The following is an 18,026-nucleotide window of genomic DNA, read 5'->3' as shown; positions in this document are numbered from 1 at the left end:
ATCAAAAGTTGATCAAGGCAGGCCGGGCGCGGGGGCGGCCAGGAACTCCTCCGGCGTGCCGGGCAACGCCTCGCCGATCTCGGCCCAGGCTTCCCGTTGACGGGCATAGAGGGCGCTCGCCGCGCGGAGCTGCCCACTTTCCCGCAGGGCGCCGAGGGTGAGCCGCAGCGCCTGCGCGTCGTAGGGCTCCGTCTCCAGCAGGATCAGGCCCAGCCGCGCCGCCTCGCGGGGGTCCGTGCCCGCCAGGTGCTCCACCGCGTCCCGCAGGGCCAGCGTCAGCGCCTCGCGGGCCTGCGGGTGCCAGCCCTCGCCCAGCCCCTCCAGGTACGGCCCGCGCCACAGCGCCGTGTCCCCGCCGGCCAGGAAGGCCTCGGCGTCCGAGGTCACCTCGTCGCCCAGCCGGTAGCCGCCCGGGGTGCTGCAAATGCTCCCCGCGCCGAGCTGGCTGCGGGTCAGGTAGACGTGCTGGCGCAGGGTGAGCCGGGCCTGCGCCTCGGGCTCGTCCGGGTAGAAGGCGTCCAGCAAGTCGAGCAGCCCCACGTCGGGGCGGCCCGCCAGACGGGCTTCGAGCAAAAGGCACAGCAGTTCCAGCCGCTTCCTGCCCCGCGACGTGAGCGGCTGACCGCCCCGCTCCAGGCCCGGCCGTCCCAGCACCCGCAGGGACAGGGAGGGGGTGGCCGGACGGCCAGCGGGCGGGTCCTGCCCCAGTTCGGGAAAGAAGCGGACGGCCACCCGGGCGTGCCCCGCCAGACCGTGGGCGAGAAACCACGCGTGGTGGGCGCGGGCTCCCCCCACGTCGCCCCGCAGGCGGTCGGCCTCCAGTTCGGCCCGCCGGGCGCGGGCGGGGTCGTCCTCCCGCGCGGACGCCTCCGCGGCCGTGAGGTACGCCCGGACCGCCTCCTGCACCTGCCCGGCGACCTCCAGGGCCGCGCCCAGGCCGACCCAACTGCGCGCCGTCTCGGCCGGGTGCCGACCGGCCAGCGCCCGGCCCTCCCGGGCCAGGGCCAGGGCCCCCGGGGCGTTCCTGTTCCACGCCTCGGCGCGGGCGGCGCACACCAGCCCCCGGGCGAGCAGGTTCGGCGCGCCGATCTCGCGGGCCAGCGCCAGGCCCGCGAGGGCGTGGCGCCGGGCCAGCGGCGGCCCCGCGGCGGGCCGCCAGTCGAGGTACAGCTCGGCGAGGTCGAGGTGGTGCTCGCAGCGCGGGGAGAGCGGGTCTTGCCGGGCGTACACGGCCCCGCTCCCCTCGAAGCACGCCTCGGCCTCGCGCCAGCGGCCCTCGTCCACCAGCAACCGGGCGAGGCTGTCTTGGACCTGGGTGTAAAAGCGCAAGTTCCCGTACCGGGCGCCGTGGTCGAGCGCCTCGCGCAGCTTCTCCCGGGCGTCTTCCAGGCGGCCGAGCCCCCGGCAGGCGACGGCGGAGTTCCGGAGCGCCTGCGCGATCACGCCGGGGGCGCCGTCCTCGCGGGCGGAGGCCAGGGCCCGCTCGAAGGCGGCGGCCCCCTCCTCCAGCCGCCCCTGCCGGGTGGAGGTGATGCCCCGCAGGTTCCAGGCGGTGGAGCGGTCGCGCGGCCCCTCGTGCTCGCGGGCCAGCAGCCGCTCCACGAGGGGCTCGGCCTCGTCCGGGCGGCCCAGGCTGTTCAGGGCGAAGCAGACGTGCGACAGGGTGAAGGTGTCGGCCGTGGGGTGGAATTCCGGGTGCGCGCCGTACAGCGCGAGCAGGGCCTCGCGGCGGCCGCGCAGGTGCCGCACGAAGATCCGGGTCCGCCAGCAGGCCTCGGCGAGTTCCGGCGAGTCCACCCGGTCGAGCAGCGTCTCGGCCTCCCCGGTCTGCCCCAGCCGGGCGAGCACCTCGGCGCGGAAGATCAGCGCGGGGGGGTCCGGCGGCGTGCCCGACGCCGCGACCCCGGAGAGCGCGTCGGCCTGGCGCAGATCGAAGGGCAACAGGTCGCGCGCGGCCCGCAGCGCCAGCTCGCCGCGCCCGGCGGGGTCCAGCAGCGGCAGCGACCGGGCGAGCCAGCGTGCGGCCCCCACCCGGTCGCCGCGCGCCTCGGCCCGGAGGCGGGCCGCCCCCAGCAGCGCCCGGACCTGCTCGGCCCCGAGGTCCGCCGCCTGCGCGAACCCGGCCGCGCGCTCGGGGTCGTCCGCGAGCGCCCGGACGGCCCGCCGCGCGATCTCCCGCCGGGTCCCGGGCGGCGTTCCGGCCCGCGCCACCTCCCCGAAGAGCGGGTGGGCGAAGTGCGCGCCCCGCAGCAGGCCCCAGGCTTCGAGCCGTGCCCGGGCACCGGAGAGTTCGCCCGGGCTCAGCCCCGCCACCCGCGCCCAGAGCGTCTCGTCCTCGCCCGCCTCGCCGAGGAAAGCCCTCACCTCCACCACGTCCCGCGCCGCGCCGTCCCCGAGACCGGCCAGGGTCTGCGCGATGGTGGCCTCCACGCTGGCGGGCGTGGCGTCCCCGGGCGGCGCGCGCCAGTGCCAGCCCACGCCGTCCGACCAGAAGTGCCCCTGGCGCACCAGATACCGCCAGAATTCCAGCGTGAACAGGGGATTGCCCCGGGCGCGGTCATACACCCACGCCAGCCCCTCGGGCGGCAGGGGCTGGCGGGCCTGCGCCTCCAGCAGCCCCGCCGCCGCCTCCCGGCCGAGGGGGGCCAGCCGCTCGCTGCGAAAGCCCTCGGGCGGCGCCTGACGGCTTCCCACCAGCAGCCCCACCCCGCGTGAGCGCGTGACCACCCGCGCCAGCGCCACGGTGAGCGCCACGCGTTCGGGCCCCGCCTCGTGCAGGTCGTCGAGGTGCAGCACGAAGGGGGCCAGCCCCGCCAGCACGGCACCCAGGGTGTCGGCGACCAGCCCGGAGTCCGCGGGCCCGTCCGCCCCGAGCCGGTCGAGCTGGCGCTCGGTCCAGACGGGCAGCTCCCGGGGGCGCGGCAGGGCCGTCACGAGCCGGGCCACCGGGCTCACGGCGGGCAGGCTCAGGTTCGCGCAGGGCAGGCCGCGCAGGAGTTCGGCCGCCGCGTGGCTCTTGCCGATGCCCGGCTCGCCCCACAGCCCCAGCGCCACGCCCGCCCGCCGGGCGAGTACGGCCCGCAGGGCGCGGGTGACCCTCCCCAGTCCCTCCTCCCTCATGCCCCACCCCCTCCGGCCGGGGCGCCGGGTGACCCGGCCAGGGGCGACCCACCCCAGGGCCACATGCCCGGGTGCCCGGTGTCCGTCTTCCCAGGCTACGCGCTTCGTCCCCGCCCCGTCACGCGGGCTGGAGGGCCGCCTCCCCCACGCCGGGCCGCCCGTTCGCCTTGCGGGCGAAGACGTTCTCCGGCCCGTACCCGGCCTCAAGCGCCGTGAGGCGGACGTGGGCCGAGGTACCGCAGACCTCCGCCGCCTAGCGCCCGCGTGGGTCGAAGGCGTCGCGCAGCCCGTCGCCGATCAGGTTGAAGGCGAGCACGGTGAGCAGGATGGCGACGGCGGGGGCACTCGACGCCCACGGCGCCTGCACGATGTAGTTGCGGGTCTCGGACACCATCGCCCCCCACTCCGGGGTGGGCGGCTGCGCCCCGAAGCCGATGAAGCCCAGGCCCGCCGCCGTGAGGATCGCGCTGCCCACGTCGAAGCTGCCCTGCACCAGCAGCGGCGCGAGGGCGTTGGGGAGGAGGTGGCGCCCGGCGATCCGGCCCTGGGAACTCCCCAGCGCGCGGGCGGCCTCCACGAACTCGCGCTCCCGCAGGGCGAGCACCTGCGCGCGGACCAGCCGGGCGTAGGTCGGCCACGACACCAGCGCCACGGCGATCATCACGTTCGTCAGGCTCGGCCCCAGCGCCGCCGAGATCGCCATCGCCAGGATCAATCCGGGAAAGGCCAGGAAGATGTCGGTGAGCCGCATCAGCCCCTCGTCCCACCAGCCTCCGAGCAGCCCCGCCAGCAGCCCGACCACCGAGCCGACGAGCAGCGAGGCCAGCATCACGCTGACGCCCAGTCCCAGCGAGATGCGCCCCCCGTTCAGCACCCGCGTCAGCACGTCCCGCCCGAGCTGGTCGGTGCCCAGGGGATGCAGGGCCGACGGAGGCGAGAGCCGCAGGTCGAGGTCCTGTGCTCCCGGGTCGCCGAGGAAGGCGGGGCCGAGCAAGGCGGCCAGGACCAAGAACACCAGCAGCCCCAGCCCGATCACCGCCCCACTGTTGCGCCGCAATCGCCGCCACGCGGCAGTCCCGCCGGAGGACGCCGCGACCGTCACGAGAAGCTGATCCTGGGGTCGAAGGCCGCGTAGGCGAGGTCCACGAGCAGGTTGACGATGGAGTAGGCCAGCCCGGCGACGAGCGTGACCCCCACCACGGCGGGGAAGTCCAGGCTGATCGCCGAGGTCGTCGCGTAGCCGCCGATGCCCGGCCACGAGAAGATCGTCTCGGTGAGCACCGCGCCCGTCAGCAGGCTCCCGAACAGGCCGCCCAGCACCGTGAGCACCGGGAGCGCGGCGTTTCTCAGGGCGTGGCGCCAGATCACCCGGCCCGGCCTCAGCCCCTTGGCGCGGGCGGTGCGGATGTAGTCCTGCGAGAGCACCTCCAGTAGGGCACTCCGCGTCATGCGGGTCAGCAGCGCCGCCGAGAAGGCCCCCAGCACCAGCCCCGGCAGGATCAGGTGCCGCAGCGCGTCCACCAGCACCTCGCGGTCCCCGGCCAGCAGGGCGTCCACCGTGACCAGGCCGGTGTGGAGCGGCGGGGCCAGGCTGTAGGCGTCCAGCCGCCCGGGCCCCGGCAGCCACCCCAGCCGCTCGTGGAAGACGCCCAGAGCCAGGATCGCCAGCCAGTAGACCGGCGTGGCCCCGCCCAGCAGCGCGAACAGCCGGGCGAGCAGGTCGGGCAGGCGTCCGTGGTACAGCGCCGCCACAATGCCCAACGGCAGCCCGATCACCAGCGCGAACAACACCGCTCCCAGCGTCAGCTCCAGGGTGGCCGGGAAGAACTGCCGCAGGTCGGCGGTGATGCTGTTTTGCGTCCGCAACGAGGTCCCCAGGTCGCCCCGCAAGAGCCCCCCCATGTAGAGGCCGTACTGCACGACGAGCGGCTGGTCGAGCCCGTTCTTCTCCCGGAAGGCCTGGAGCTGCTCCTCCCGGGCATTGTTGCCGAGCGCCGCCGCCGCGGGATCGGCGGGCAGGGCGTGCGAGATCACGAAGGCGGCCAGCGTTACCCCCCACAGCACGAAGACCATCAGCGCGAGCCGCCGCAGGACGTAGATGAGCAAAGAGGAGCCTCCCCCCGGGCCGGGGCGGGTGAAGAGAGTGTTTGATGCTCTCGTTCCGGTGAATCAGAACGACGATCTGTTTTTACTCCTCCCCCTTTATCGGGGAGGCCGGGACTCGTAGAGCTGCGCAGCAGAGGGGGTAAACAGGCCGGGCATCCCAAGAAACGAGGCTTTCAACTTCCCCTTCTCGTCCACCCCCCTCACTTCCCGCTACTTCTTGCTCACCTTCTCGAACTGTACGTCCCCGTTCGCGTTGCGGTTGAAGCCCGCCACGTTCACGCTCAGGACGACCGGCTTATACGGCTGGTAGAGGATCGCGTAGGGCCCTTGCTTCACCATCAGCTCGGTAAGCTGCTTGTAGAGGGCGGCGCGCTTCGCCTGATCCGTCTCGACGGCGGCGGCCTGCGCCAGCTTGCTCGCCTGGGGGTTGTTCCAGGCATTGCGCCAGGCGAGGGACTTGGCGTTGTAGTCGGACAGGGGCGTGCCGTTGCCGTCGGCGTCGGGGTAGTCGGGGCTCCACCCCACCTGGATCAGCGGGGCCTTCTGGGCGCGGTAGGCGGTGAGCAGCTCAGCGTTCACGAGCTGGCGGATGTTGGCCTTGATCCCCACCTTGGCGAGGTCGGCCTGAATCTTGGCGGCGAGGTCCTGGCACGGCACCCCGCCCGAGCACGCCCCGGTGCTGACCAGAAAGTCCACCGTGAAGCCGCCTCCCTTGCCCGCCGCCTGGAGAAGCGCCCGCGCCTTCGCCGGGTCGTAGGGGTAGGGGGTCGCCGGGTTCGAGCCCGCCAGCCCGATGGGGATGATGGTCTGTGTCTTGCGGCCCAGGCCCTGGAGCAGACTCCGGATGATCCCGTCCTGGTCGATGGCGTAGCGCACCGCCTCGCGCACCCGGGGGTCCTCGAAGGGCGAGCCCTTGGCCGAGTTCATGCCCAGGTACGCGAGCTGGAAGGTGCCGGTCCTCAGCGCCTGAAGTCTGGGGTTGCTCTGCGCGGCCTTAAAGGCGTCCGGCGTGTAGTCCCAGGCCACGTCGATCTCGCCCGAGTTCAGCGCCGACTGCTGCACCGACGATTCGAGCATGTAACGCAGGATCACCCGCCGGATGCTCGCCGAGCGCCGGAACGCCTGCGGGTTGGCGTCGAGGGCCACCTGCGCGCTGCGGTCCCAACGGTTGAGGACGAAGGGCCCCGACCCCGCCGAGTGGTCCTTGAGCCAGCCGCTGCCGTAGTCCCCGTTCTGCTCGTGCGCCTTCGCCTCCGCCGAGTCCACGACGCCGCCCACGTTGAAGGTGAGCAGCGCGAGCACGATGTTGGGGTTGGCGGTCTTCGGCAGGTCCATGACCACCGTGCGGGAGGAGGGCGCCGTCACCGACCCGACCTTGAGGTTCGCCACGTCGGTGAGCAGGAAGCTGGAGGGCGTCTTGAGCGCGATCACCCGGTTGAGCGAGTACACCACGTCGGCGGCGGTGACGGGGCGCCCGGTGCTGAACTTCGCGTCCCGCAGGGTGAAGGTGATGCGCGAGCCCGTCGCCGTGGGGGTGACCTTCCAACTCGTCGCCAGGCGGGGCCGCAGCGTCTGGAGGTCGTTGCCCTCGTAGGCGACGAGCGTGTCGTAGAGGTTTCCCGCGATCAGCGAGCCCGAAAACTCATAGGACACCCCGGGGTCGAGCGTGATCAGGTCCGAGAAGTCGCCGCCGATCACCAGCGTGCTCTGCCGTCCCGACTGGGCGCTGGCGGCGGTCAGGCCGAGGGCCAGCGCGAACGTGAGGGTCCGGGCGCTCCAGGTCAGGGCTGCTCTTGCCGCGTCGTGCATACGTGGACCTCCCCGAGAATGTGCCGTGGTCTTTCCCGCTCTCCAACCTCTGGAGTGTAGGCTGATTCTCTTTTTACACCATCGCGGGGGCGGCGTGACGTGGGCGCCCGGCTCGGCCGTCCCTGGCCCCCCTTTCACCGCCGCCAGCGGGAAAGACCGCCCCCTGGGAGGGCACGGGTTGGGGGCGGGGCTGGAGGGCGGCGGTGGTTGAGTGGCTTCACTCTCCCTGCGTCGGCGTGGCGCCTCAACGGCCACCGACGAAGCAAGCCGTCGAGGAGCGTCCCGGTCGCGCGGCTCTGGCCCGGCGACGAGGTTGAGACGGTACCCGTTCGGGGGTATCGGCGGACAGAGCCTTTCGAGAACAGGACCTCCCGCACGCCGAAGGGACAGGGCCGCACCCGACTGGCCTTTCCCGGCAGCGATGACAGCGATTCCTGGCAGGGGCTGGCCGAATTTTCGGGCGGTCCCTTCGATCTCGGCACCGGCCGGATGGAAGAGCAGGGCGACCGCACCCCGACGGTCAGCGAGGCGACCACCGGGCGCCGCCTCTTTTACAGCGGTTCCACGACCACGCTCACCGCCATCTGCCGGGCCAGGGTCACGCCCAACCCCACACCGCTGTACGGTCGCGCCCCGGCGTCAGCGGTGGACCCGACGGGCTCTACGTGGGCCTGCAAAATCACCCCCGCCTGATCGGCACCATCCTCATGGCGAGCAGGCGGCACTTGGGCATGGTTCCTCCGGGGCTGGCCGGTGAACGGCCAGGATGCTGGAATGACCCCCACTCCAGGCGGCTCCCTCTGCCCCGGTTGATCTGCACAGGACCGGCCGGGAGGGGGGGTGACCGCCCCGGCGGGGGAACGGGGGACCCTCCAGGGCGTTGGCCCGCGCCAGGGGTCAGCCTGCACCTCCCCACCGCCTGCCGGGGTGCTGGAGCAGACGCCGGAGATGGACCCTGGCCCGCCTTGCCGCACCGCGAAGACCCGGGGCCGAAGCGGGCGGGGCTGGACCCGGCTGAGGTCAGCCCGCACAACCTCCGCCCCGGTCGCGGGTGGGGGCCGCCAGTCGACGAGGGGCGGGACCTGCCGGGGGCATGGGTCCATCGCCACGACGCAGCAGGCGACTCCAGAGGGCGCACCGCCCATCACCTCCCCGACCGCCCCACGGCGCTCCAACAGGCTTGACCCTTTACCGCGCCTCCGCCCAGAAGGCGTCCAGGGCGGCCCTCACCTCCGGCAGCTTCTCGAACTGCGGCAGGCCGTCGGTATCCGGGATGCGGACGACCCGCGCGTTCGCCTTCTGCGCGAAGAGGGGCAGGCGGTCGAAGGAGACGAAGCCGTCTTGGTCGTACAGCACCAGCGTGGGCACGTTGAGCCTGCTGTAGAGCGTGCCGTAGGCGTCCGGGTTGAACAGGCGGCCGCTCACGAAGTAGAGCGGGGCGTACTTGGCCCCCGGCTGGTGGCTGGTGTCGTAGGCGTAGTCGATCACGCCCTTCGGCACCGGCCCCCGGAAGCTGCGGCTGAGAAAATACTGGATGCTGGGCCGCGTCCGCAGGGTGCCGTACACCAAGTCACCGACGCTGTTCAGGCGGTTGTAGAGCCTCACGCCGCCGTCGTCCGCAGGGGCCCGCTGGGTGCCGTTCCGGGGCTGCCCGAAGCCGCTGGGGCTGATCAGCGCCAGGGTGCGGATGCGCGGCTCCCCCAGCGCGGCGCGGGCGACGAACTCGCCCCCCAGGCTCAGCGACACCACGTCCACGTCGGTGCCCAGTTCGGCCACCAGCGCCCGCAGCGCCGCCGCCATCAGCTCCGGCGTGTAGGTCACGTCGGGGCGCTCCGAGCTGCCGAAGCCCGGCCACTCCAGGGCGTACACGGGCCGCGTGCCCGCGTAGGTCTCCCACAGCGGCCTCATCTCGTAGGCGCTGGCCGCGGCGTTCACCGAATGGGTCAGGATCAGCGGGCGCCCGGTGCCGCGCGGGTCGGCGTAGGAGTTCACCCGGCCGAAGCCCGGCACCGTCAGGGAACGCCGCTCGCCGCTCACGGCGGGGCGCAGGGTGGCAGAGCCGTCCGCCCGCGCCGTCTGGGCGGGCGCGCAGGCACTCAGCGCCAGCGCGGCGGCGGCGAGGACGGCGGTGGCAAGGACAAGGCGGTTCGTTCGCATGGGGACCTCCTGGGTCGGAGCGTGAATCGTGCTCAAGGTCAGACTAGTCAAGAATGACTAATCTAGGATGAACAGATGTCCCCGGATACCCTCACCTCCCCACCCCCGGACGACGAGCGGACCCTGCTGCTGCTGGGCCTGCTGACCGCGCAGGACCGCCACGGCTACGAGATCAACGACTTCATCGAGCGCACCCTCCACCACGTCATCCACCTGAAAAAGGCGACGGCCTATCAGCTTCTGGAGCGGTTGGAGGGGCACGGCCTGGTGGAAAGCCGGGTCGAGCAGCACGGCCAGCGCCCGAACCGCCGGGTCTACCGGCTCACGGAGGCCGGGCGGGCGCGCTTCGGGGAGATGCTGCGCTCACAGCTCGCACGGGAGGAGGCCCTGATCCTGACGGGCAACGTGCCGGTCATGTTCGCCGAGAACCTGACCCCGCAGGAGACGCTGGACGCCCTGCGCCGCCGCCTGGCGGGGGTGGAGGCCCGGCTGCGGCTCTACGAGAGCTATAACCTACCCTGCACGGTGGGCGTGGGGCTGGCGATGGAGCGCATCCGCCTACTGACCCAGGCGGACCGCGACTGGCTGACGCGGACCATCGAGCGGCTGGCGCGGTCCACACCCACCGGCGGTGGGGGAGGAGAGGGGTAGGGCGCCCCTCGGGTGGGGGACCGGGCCCTCGGCCGGGGCGCTCGACACCTCACGGTGCCGGGAAAGGGGGCCGCAAGCGGACGGGGCTGCTCGACGACCGCCTGCAAATGGCCGGACACCAGGACATTCCGACGACCCTGCGCTCCGCCGAGGTCAGGACCAGACCGCCCCTGCGGAGGTCCGGGCGTGGCGGCGCCACCGGCGGTGAAGTCAGGATGAGCCACCCTCCGGCAAAGACTCTGCCGCGCGCCTTGATCCGTCGTCGCACCGAGCCATCGAGGAGTTGAGTCCAGACCCAGGGCCTGGGCCCCCCTCTGCCGCCGGGTTGCTCTTTCTGAAAAGCCCTCCCCGATGTCCGTCCGGCTGACTCCAGTCCTCCTTGCCCCATTCCTCCGCCACACTGGAAGGATGGCCGACGAACAATCTTCGGGTCACTCCTTCCCGGGGCGTGCGGCTCTCCCACGCGATCCGCACCGGCCCCTCTACCACTTCACGCCCCCCTCGGGCTGGCTCAACGACCCGAACGGCATCACGCACCACGGGGGGCGCTGGCACCTGTACTACCAGCACAACCCGTACCGCCCCCAGTGGGGCCACATCCACTGGGGCCACGCGAGCAGCGCCGACCTCGTGGCCTGGCGCGACGAGCCCCTCGCCCTCGCCCCCACGCCGGGGAGCGCCGACGAGCACGGCTGTTTCTCCGGGTCGTTCGCCGTGGTGGGCGGCCTACCCACCCTGTACTACACCGGCTGTTCGGGGGGAGGGCAGGCGCAGTGCCGGGCGACCAGCCGGGACCTGGTGAGCTGGCAGAAGGACCCGGGCCATCCGATCATCCCGCACCCACCGGAGGGCGTCCGTCACGACGACTTCCGCGACCCCTACGTCTTCCGGCACGGGGCCTGGTGGTACCTGGCACTCGGCGCCTCCCTCGACCATGACCGGGGCGCCGTCTTGCTCTACCGCTCGGCCAATGGGGTCGACTGGGCGTACCGGCACGTCCTGTACGCCGCCACCCGCACCGATCAGGGCGTGATGTGGGAGTGCCCGAACGTCTTCCCCATCGGGGAGAGGTGGGTGCTGATCGTGTCGGTGGCACCCAACCTGGGCGCGCGGTATTTCGTGGGAACGTTCGAGGACGAGCGTTTTGTGCCGGAGCGCGAGGGCCTCCTCGACAGCGATGGTGGGGCCTTCGCGCACCTCACCGCCCGGGGCGGGGACGGGCGACGGCTCCAGTGGGCCTGGCTGAACGAGCAGCGCCACCAGGACCTGATCGATCCGGGCGGCTGGGCGGGCGCCCTGAGCGTGCCGCGCGAACTGAGCCTCCAGGAGGGGGACCTGCGCGTGGTTCCCGCCGCCGAGGTCGCGCTCTACCGGGGCGGGGCAGTGCTGGACGGGGAGGTCGTGTTGGGAAGCGGGGCGCCGCACGCCTTCGAGGGACGGCACCTCGACCTTGGCCTGCGGGTGGAGCCGGGGAACGAATCCCCCGTTCAGGTCACCCTCCTGCGCTCCCCGAACGGGGCCGAGGAGACGGTGGTGACGTATCACCCCGAGGCCCGTCAGCTCCGGATCGACCGCTCGCGCTCCTCACTCGACGCGCGCACGAACGGCGACACGCAGCGGGCGCACCTCGCGTTGAGGCGGGGGGAGGGCCTGGACCTGCGCGTGCTGCTCGACGGCAGCGTGCTGGAGGTGTATGCGAACGGGCGGGTCTGCCTGAGCAGCCGGGTGTACCCGACCCGGGCGGAGAGTGTGCAGGGCCTCGTCACCGCCGCTGGGCCGACCCGGGCGCGGGTCCAGGTCTGGACCATGAACGGCGGCATTCGCGCTTCATAGGGAAATGCGCCGGGCTGATCCTCCCGACAAGAGCCGGATCACGCTCAAGGTAACCCGGCTCCAACGGGTTCCACACGAGAACAGGCACGCCCCTACCCCTTGACCGCCCCCTGGGTCACGCCGCTGATGATCCAGCGCTGGGCGAGCAGGTACACGATGACCATCGGCGCGAGCGTCATCAGGTACGAGGCGAAGGCCAGGTTGTAGTTGGTGCTGAATTGCCCCTGGAAGATGTATTGCACGAGCGGCAGTGTGGCGAACTGCGGATCGCTGATGATCACCAGCGGCAGCAGGAAGTCGTTCCAGGCCCACAGGCAGGTCAGGATGCCGACCGTCGCGTTCATGGGCGCGAGCAGCGGAAAGATGATCTTCCAAAAGGTCTGCCAGGTCGTCGCGCCGTCGATCAGGGCCGCCTCCTCCAGCTCGCGCGGAATGGACTTGATGTAGCCCACGTACACGAAGATGTTGAACGACAGCCCGTACACCACGTACAGGAAGATCAGCCCGTAGGGGTTGTCCATGCCCCAGGCGCTCGTCTGCCGCACCACCGGCAGCATGATGATCGGGAAGGGGATGAACAGGGCGCTGATGAAGTAGTAGTACAGGTAACGGAAAAAGCGCTTGTGCTGGTTGCGGGCGATGGCGTAGGCGACCAGAGAGTTGGTGATCAGCGTCAGCACGACGACCGAGACCGTCACGAGGGCGCTCGTGCGGAAGGCCGTGAAGAAGTTGGTGAGCCGGATCGCCTCGGTGAAGTTCTGCCACCGGAACGTGCTGGGAAGCGCGAACACCGAGTTCGCCAGCTCCTGCGGCGTCTTGAGGGCCGTCACCACCGCGAGGTAGAGCGGGAAGAGGATCGTCAGCGCCCCCAGGCACAGCAGCAGGGTGACCCCCCAGTTGGGCCGCTTGGCGTCGCCCGTCTGGGCCGTCACGCCTCCACCTCCCGGCGTTGCAGGATTCTCGTCTGGGCCAGCGAGACGACCACCAGCACGATGAAGAACAGCACCGCGTTGGCCGACTGGTACGCGAACTGCCCGCCGTCGAAGCCGCCCTTGTAGATCAGAAAGGACACCGACTCGGTGGAGGTGCCCGGCCCGCCGCCCGTCAGGGCCACGATCTGGTCGAAGACCTGAAGAAAGCCCTTCATCGCCAGCACCATGTTGATGGTGAAAAACGGCGCGATCATCGGGAAGGTGATGTTGCGGAACTTCTGCCACGTTCCGGCCCCGTCGATGTCCGCCGCCTCGTACAGGTCATACGGGATGGTCTGGAGCCCGGCGAGGTACAAGATGATGTTGAAGGCCGCGGCCTGCCACACCGCCACGAAGAGGATGCCCGTCCAGGCGAGCTGGGGATCACCCAGGATATTCCTCGACAGGGCGGCGATGCCGAGCGCCTCGCCGATGCGCGGCACGAGGTTGGCGAAGAGGTAGTTGAAGATGAACCCGACGATCAGGACGCTCAGGATGTTCGGCAGGAAATAGATCCCGCGCAAGAAGTTGCGAAAGCGGATGTTGCCGTTCAGGCCGATGGCGACCGTCAGCGCGATGATGTTGACCAGAACCGTCGCCAGGACGGCGAACACGAACGTGAAGCGGTAGGCGGCGAGCGCCCGCTCGTCTTGAAAGATTTGCAGGTAGTTGCGCAGCCCCACGAAGTCGTAGTCGCCGTAGCCCCTGAAGTTCGTGAAGCTGTACAAGATGCCCTGGATCGCCGGGTAGGTGTGGAAGACGAAAAAGAGGAGGACGGCGGGCAGGGCCATGAAGAGGTAGGTGTGGTCTCTCCTCCGGCGGCGGCGCGGCGGCGCGGTGGTGGACGTGCTGCTCACGTTCGGTTCGGTGATGGCGCTCATGGGTCTCCCTGGGGGCCGGAGGCCGGGTCAACCGCTCCCCCTGCCCCTGGCCCCGGCACGCGAAAAGGCTAGTAGGTGCGCTTGAGCACGTCCGCCCAGGTCTTGTCCAGGCCGCTCAGGGCCTTGGCCTTGTTCTTGTCCTGCAACATGGCCTGCCAGTAGGTCTCGGCGGACAGGCCGGGCGGGAAGAGGTTGAAGGGCGCCCCCGCGATGTTGCCGCCGGCGTAGCTCGCCCGCATGGCCGAGAGCCGGGGGTCCGTGGGGACGGTCCCCACCTGTACGGACGGGGCGTTGACCGCCTTGAGGAAGGTGTTCACGTTCTGCGGGGTCGTCAGGAACCCGAGCAGCTTGGCGACCTCGGCGGGGTGCCGGGTGCTTTTCGACGAGGCGAGCAGCAGGTCCACGCTGCTGACGACCCGGTTTTGCCCGTTGGTGGCCGGGAAGGGCACCATCGCCACCTTGACGCCCGGATTGGCCGCCAGGATGTCCGGCAGCGACCAGTCCCCCTGGATGTAGAACACGCTGCCCCCCCGGGCGAAGGCGGCGGTGCCGTCGGCGTAGCTCGTGCCCAACGGGTCTTTCTGGCTGTAACCGGCGATCTCGAGCATCTTGTCGGCCACGCCGCTGTAGGCCTGCTGGAAGGTGGCCTTCCCGGCGGTCTTCTGCGCGGCGAAGTTGGCGGGCACGGTGTTCACGGCGATGGCGTTCATGAAGGGCAAGGTGACCCAGGCGTCCTTGAGGGTCAGGGTCAGGGGCGTCTGGCCCGCCGCCTTCGCCTTTTTCAGGGCCGCGATGAACTGCGCGTAGGTCTTGGGGGGTTCAAGCCCCAGCCCCCTGAGCTTGTCCACGTTGTAGATCAGGCCGATGGTGTTGGCCGTGTAGGGAATGCCGTACACCTCTTTCCCGCCCACGATGGCCTGGAGCTGCTGCACGTAGATCGGCTTGACCTTCTTCACGAGGGGGTCTGCGGCGTAGTCCTTGAACACGCCGCCCTCCGCAAAGCCCTTGAAGTTGGTGTCCCCGCCCATCGCCACGATGTCGGGCGCCTTGTTCTTCACGATGCGGGTCTTGAGGACGGCCACGAAGTCCGGCGGCACGGTGAGGTTCACCTTGATTCCGGGATTTTGCTTCTCGAAGGCGGCGAAAAGCTGCTTCCAGGTCTCGACGCCCTTGTTGCCGACGTAAAACTCGATCTCGGTGGCGGCGCGGGCGCTGGAGGCGAGCAGGGACAGCGCGAGGAACGTCATGCGGGTGCGGTGCTTCATGTGGGAGGCCTCCTGGGCGAGAAGCGGGGAAACCGACAGGACCGGGGGGGGAGGGCCACCGCGGTGGGGGCGCCTTCCACGAGGACCGGGGGGACGTGGTGCGGGGACTGCGCAGGGCGAATCAGGCCATACGATCACCCTCCCCGGGGCAGGTGAGGTACACCCGCGCTTCGTAGGGACGGAGGGTCAGTGTCGGCTCCGGTTCCTCCGGCGCCCCGTAGTTCGCCAGGAGGAGCCGCGTGGAGGGTGCGGGAGGGTCGCCGGGCCAGGGCAGGGTCACCGCTTCCCGGCTGAAGTTGAGCAAGACGAGCAGGTGTTCACCCCCGGTCGTCCGGGTGTAGGCGTACACCTGGGGATGGTCGGGCAGGAGGAGGTCGTAGCGCCCGTCCACGATCACCGGGTGGGTGCGCCGCAGCCGGATCAGGTCGCGGTAGTACCAGAAGACCGAACCGGGGTCGCCCAGGGCCGCCTCGACGTTGATCCACGTGTGGTTGGGATTGACCCCGATCCAGGGCGTGCCGGTCGTGAACCCGGCCTTCGGCCCGGCGTCCCACTGCATCGGCGTGCGGGCGTTGTCGCGGCCCTTGAGGTGGATGCGCGCGAGGGTGTCTGCGGGGTCGCCGCCTCCCTCGGTGACCCGCTCGCGGTAGAAATTCAGGGCGTCCACGTCGCGGTAGTCCTCGATGGAGGGGAACTGCACGTTCGTCATGCCGATCTCGTCGCCCTGATAGATGTAGGGCGTGCCCTGGAGGGTGTGCAAGAAGGTGGCGAGCAGTTTGGCCGACTCGACCCGGTACTCCCCGTCGTCCCCGAAGCGGGAGACCATCCGGGGCACGTCGTGGTTGGAGAGGTACAGGCTGTTCCACCCCTGGCCGTGCAGGGCGTGTTGCCAGCGGGTCGTGACGCGCTTGAGTTCGGCGAGGCTCCAGGGCACCTTCGTCCACCGGGGCGTGGGGTGGGCGGGGTCGGCGTCGAGCGCCATGTGCTCCATCTGGAAGATCATGCTCAGCACGCCCCGGGTCTCGTGCGTGTAGGCCACGCCGAGTTCGGGACTGACCCCGGGGGTCTCGCCGACGGTGAGCACGTCGTAGCGGTCCAGCACCCGCTCCTTCATCTCCCGCAGGTACTCGAACAGGCGCGGCCCGTTCAGGAAGTGCTCCTCGGCGAGCGGGTAGGGGTAGTCGCCCCGCACGGTCCCCTCGGGAAAGTCGGGCGCCTTGGAGAGCATGTTGATGGTGTCCATCCGGAAGCCGCCCAGGCCCCGGTCCAGCCACCAGCCCATCATGTCGTAGACCTCCTCGCGGACCCGGGGATTGTCCCAGTTCAGGTCGGGCTGCCGCTCGGAGAAGAGGTGCAGGAAATACTCGCCCGTCTGGGGATCGTACTTCCACGCCGAGCCGCCGAAGTGCGAGCCCCAGTTGTTGGGTGGCCCGCCGCCTTTGCCCGGCCGCCAGATGTAGAAGTCGCGGTAGGGATTGTCCTTTGACCGCCGCGCCTCCACGAACCAGGGGTGCTCGTCGCTGGTGTGGTTCACCACGAGGTCCATCACCAGCCGCATCCCGCGCCGACGCGTCTCGGCGAGCAGCTCGCCGAAGTCCTCCATCGTCCCGAACTCGGGCAGGATGGCCCGGTAGTCGGAGACGTCGTAGCCGCCGTCGTCGTTCGGGGACTGATAGACCGGGCACAGCCAGATCACGTCCACGCCGAGCGTATGCAGGTAATCCAGCCGGGCGGTGATCCCCCGCAGGTCACCGATGCCGTCGCCGTCCGTGTCGAGGAAGCTGCGGGGGTAGATCTGGTACACGACGCTTTCTTTCCACCACGCCATAGGGCCCCCTTACCAGTAAGCGCTTACAGGTCCGGGCGCTGACCCCCGGCTGCCGGACGCCCGCTCTAGAGTCTGCGCACGCTCTGCCGTTCGACGATGGTCGTGGGAAAGGCGACGTGCCCTTCCAGTTTCCGGATGTCCTGAATGTGGTCGAGCAGCAGGGTGGCCGCTCTGCGCCCCATGCCGTAGAGGGGCTGGCGCACGGTGGTGAGCGGCGGCAGGCTCATCTCGGCCAGGGGAAGATCGTCGAATCCCATCACGCTGAGGTCGTCCGGCACCCGGATGCCCTTGGTGCGCGCGGCGGACATGACGCCCAGCGCGAGTTCGTCGCTGCTGGCGAAGATGGCCGTCAGCCCCCTCGCCTGACCCAGGAGGGCGGTCCCTCCGGCCTGCCCGTCTTTGAAGGCAAACCCGTTCATAAGCAGGACCTGCCCGGGTTCCACGGCCAGCCCGTGATCCCGGTGCGCCTCGTGAAAGCCCAGCACCCGGCCGTTTTGCTCCGGGGTCTCGTGGGCGCCCCCGTACAGCAGGCCGATGCGCTCGTGGCCCTGGCTGATCAGGTAAGCCGTCGCGGTGTAGGCCGCCTGACGGTCGTCGCAGCGGATGGTGGGGATGTCGGGATCGGCGCTCTCGCCCGAAAAGACCACCAGCGGAATACGCAACTTCTGGATAAAGCTGGCGTATTCCCTGCGCAACACCTCACTGGCGAAGATGATGCCGTCCACGCGCTTTTCCGCCAGCAGTTGGAGATAATCGAGCGTGCGCTCGTACCCGCCCCCCGTCTTGCAGACGATCACACTGAACCCGCGGGCATGGGCCGCGTCCTCGACCCCGCTGAGCACCGTGCCGGAGAACATGTCCGAGACGTTGGGGAAGATGATCGCCAGCGTCTTGGTCTGGGCCTGCATCAGGCTGCGCGCGATGGCATTGGGCTTGTAGTTCAGGTCCTGAACGGCCTTGAGCACGGTGGCTCTGGTTTCCTCCGCGACCCAGTGCTGCCCGTTCAGGACCCGGGAAACCGTCGCGGTCGAGACGTTCGCGCGCCTCGCCACATCCTTGATTGTCGGTTCCATCGGTGCCACGACTGTAAGCGTTTACAGTTCGGGTGTCAAGCCACCGAACGGTCGGGTCGCCCGGCGGGGAGCGGACCATAGCTCCCACAGCCCGGGAAGTCCCTACCCCCTGGGAGGGTGAAGAAGGTGGTGCCCTGACCCGGGGTGCTCTCCAGCCACAGCCGTCCGCTGTGACGCTCGACGATCTTCTTGCACACCGCCAGCCCGGTGCCGGTGGGGCCACCCCCTCCCGGTGGTCCTTCAGCCCATTGGAGATAAGGTTCTGCAACAGTTGATCGGGGTGTGGCCGGTCGGCCAGCACCTGCGGCGACCCCCCCGGGTGAGGGTCGCAC

14 protein-coding genes are annotated in these 18,026 nt (G+C 70.5%); 3 read left to right on the top strand and 11 right to left on the bottom strand.

Going from position 1 to position 18,026, the window contains the following annotated elements; translation table 11 throughout:
- Window positions 1-12: 12 nt before the first annotated feature.
- From IC605_RS09165 to IC605_RS09150, 4 genes are all read right to left on the bottom strand, one after another.
- Window positions 13-3,120 (bottom strand): tetratricopeptide repeat protein, encoded by a 3,108-nt coding sequence (locus IC605_RS09165; RefSeq protein ID WP_216322189.1) that lies wholly within the window; start codon window positions 3,118-3,120, stop codon window positions 13-15.
- Between the two features lie 253 nt (window positions 3,121-3,373).
- Window positions 3,374-4,222 carry a nickel transporter permease gene (gene nikC / locus IC605_RS09160; protein ID WP_343216557.1) on the bottom strand — a complete coding sequence of 283 codons (849 nt, stop codon included), beginning with the start codon at window positions 4,220-4,222 and terminating at the stop codon, window positions 3,374-3,376.
- Window positions 4,219-5,226, bottom strand: coding sequence for an ABC transporter permease (locus tag IC605_RS09155; protein ID WP_216322186.1), 1,008 nt, complete (start codon window positions 5,224-5,226; stop codon window positions 4,219-4,221). Before IC605_RS09155 ends, nikC begins: the two co-directional genes overlap by 4 nt.
- A gap of 210 nt (window positions 5,227-5,436) precedes the next feature.
- Window positions 5,437-7,035 carry an ABC transporter substrate-binding protein gene (locus IC605_RS09150; RefSeq protein ID WP_216322183.1) on the bottom strand — a complete coding sequence of 533 codons (1,599 nt, stop codon included), beginning with the start codon at window positions 7,033-7,035 and terminating at the stop codon, window positions 5,437-5,439.
- 207 nt (window positions 7,036-7,242) lie between these two features.
- On the opposite strand from IC605_RS09150, the gene IC605_RS09145 reads away from it, so the two are divergent.
- Complete coding sequence (locus IC605_RS09145) at window positions 7,243-7,728, top strand: hypothetical protein (RefSeq protein ID WP_216322178.1); 486 nt, start codon at window positions 7,243-7,245, stop codon at window positions 7,726-7,728.
- A gap of 495 nt (window positions 7,729-8,223) precedes the next feature.
- On the opposite strand, the gene IC605_RS09140 is transcribed toward IC605_RS09145, so the two are convergent.
- Window positions 8,224-9,192: an alpha/beta fold hydrolase gene (locus IC605_RS09140; protein WP_216322175.1), complete on the bottom strand. Its 969-nt coding sequence runs from the start codon at window positions 9,190-9,192 to the stop codon at window positions 8,224-8,226.
- A 75-nt stretch (window positions 9,193-9,267) separates the two neighbouring features.
- Here IC605_RS09140 and IC605_RS09135 point away from each other — a divergent pair, with 75 nt between their 5' ends.
- Entirely contained in the window at window positions 9,268-9,843 is a 576-nt protein-coding gene (locus IC605_RS09135; protein ID WP_216322172.1) for a PadR family transcriptional regulator, read from the top strand.
- A 408-nt stretch (window positions 9,844-10,251) separates the two neighbouring features.
- Complete coding sequence (locus IC605_RS09130; RefSeq protein WP_216322169.1) at window positions 10,252-11,676, top strand: glycoside hydrolase family 32 protein; 1,425 nt, start codon at window positions 10,252-10,254, stop codon at window positions 11,674-11,676.
- A gap of 92 nt (window positions 11,677-11,768) precedes the next feature.
- On the opposite strand, the gene IC605_RS24550 is transcribed toward IC605_RS09130, so the two are convergent.
- The 6 genes from IC605_RS24550 to IC605_RS09100 all read right to left on the bottom strand — a co-directional run bounded on the left by IC605_RS24550 (window position 11,769) and on the right by IC605_RS09100 (window position 18,026).
- Complete coding sequence (locus tag IC605_RS24550) at window positions 11,769-12,608, bottom strand: carbohydrate ABC transporter permease (protein ID WP_216322166.1); 840 nt, start codon at window positions 12,606-12,608, stop codon at window positions 11,769-11,771.
- Window positions 12,605-13,528, bottom strand: a complete 924-nt coding sequence (locus tag IC605_RS09120; protein ID WP_216322163.1) for a carbohydrate ABC transporter permease — start codon at window positions 13,526-13,528, stop codon at window positions 12,605-12,607. The genes IC605_RS24550 and IC605_RS09120 overlap by 4 nt, the downstream gene beginning before the upstream one ends.
- A 68-nt stretch (window positions 13,529-13,596) precedes the next feature.
- Window positions 13,597-14,793 carry an ABC transporter substrate-binding protein gene (locus IC605_RS09115; protein ID WP_216322161.1) on the bottom strand — a complete coding sequence of 399 codons (1,197 nt, stop codon included), beginning with the start codon at window positions 14,791-14,793 and terminating at the stop codon, window positions 13,597-13,599.
- Between the two features lie 121 nt (window positions 14,794-14,914).
- Window positions 14,915-16,621 (bottom strand): glycoside hydrolase family 13 protein, encoded by a 1,707-nt coding sequence (locus tag IC605_RS09110; RefSeq protein ID WP_216322159.1) that lies wholly within the window; start codon window positions 16,619-16,621, stop codon window positions 14,915-14,917.
- Window positions 16,622-16,686: 65 nt separating this feature from the next.
- Window positions 16,687-17,694 (bottom strand): LacI family DNA-binding transcriptional regulator, encoded by a 1,008-nt coding sequence (locus IC605_RS09105; protein ID WP_216322156.1) that lies wholly within the window; start codon window positions 17,692-17,694, stop codon window positions 16,687-16,689.
- Window positions 17,695-17,729: 35 nt separating this feature from the next.
- On the bottom strand, window positions 17,730-18,026 hold the full coding sequence (locus tag IC605_RS09100) for an ATP-binding protein (protein WP_216322151.1): 297 nt from the start codon (window positions 18,024-18,026) through the stop codon (window positions 17,730-17,732).

The sequence above is a fragment of the Deinococcus aestuarii genome (assembly GCF_018863415.1).
Taxonomy (GTDB): domain Bacteria; phylum Deinococcota; class Deinococci; order Deinococcales; family Deinococcaceae; genus Deinococcus; species Deinococcus aestuarii.
Note: the sequence above shows the minus strand (reverse complement) of the source record. Positions and strands in the feature narration are given on the sequence as shown.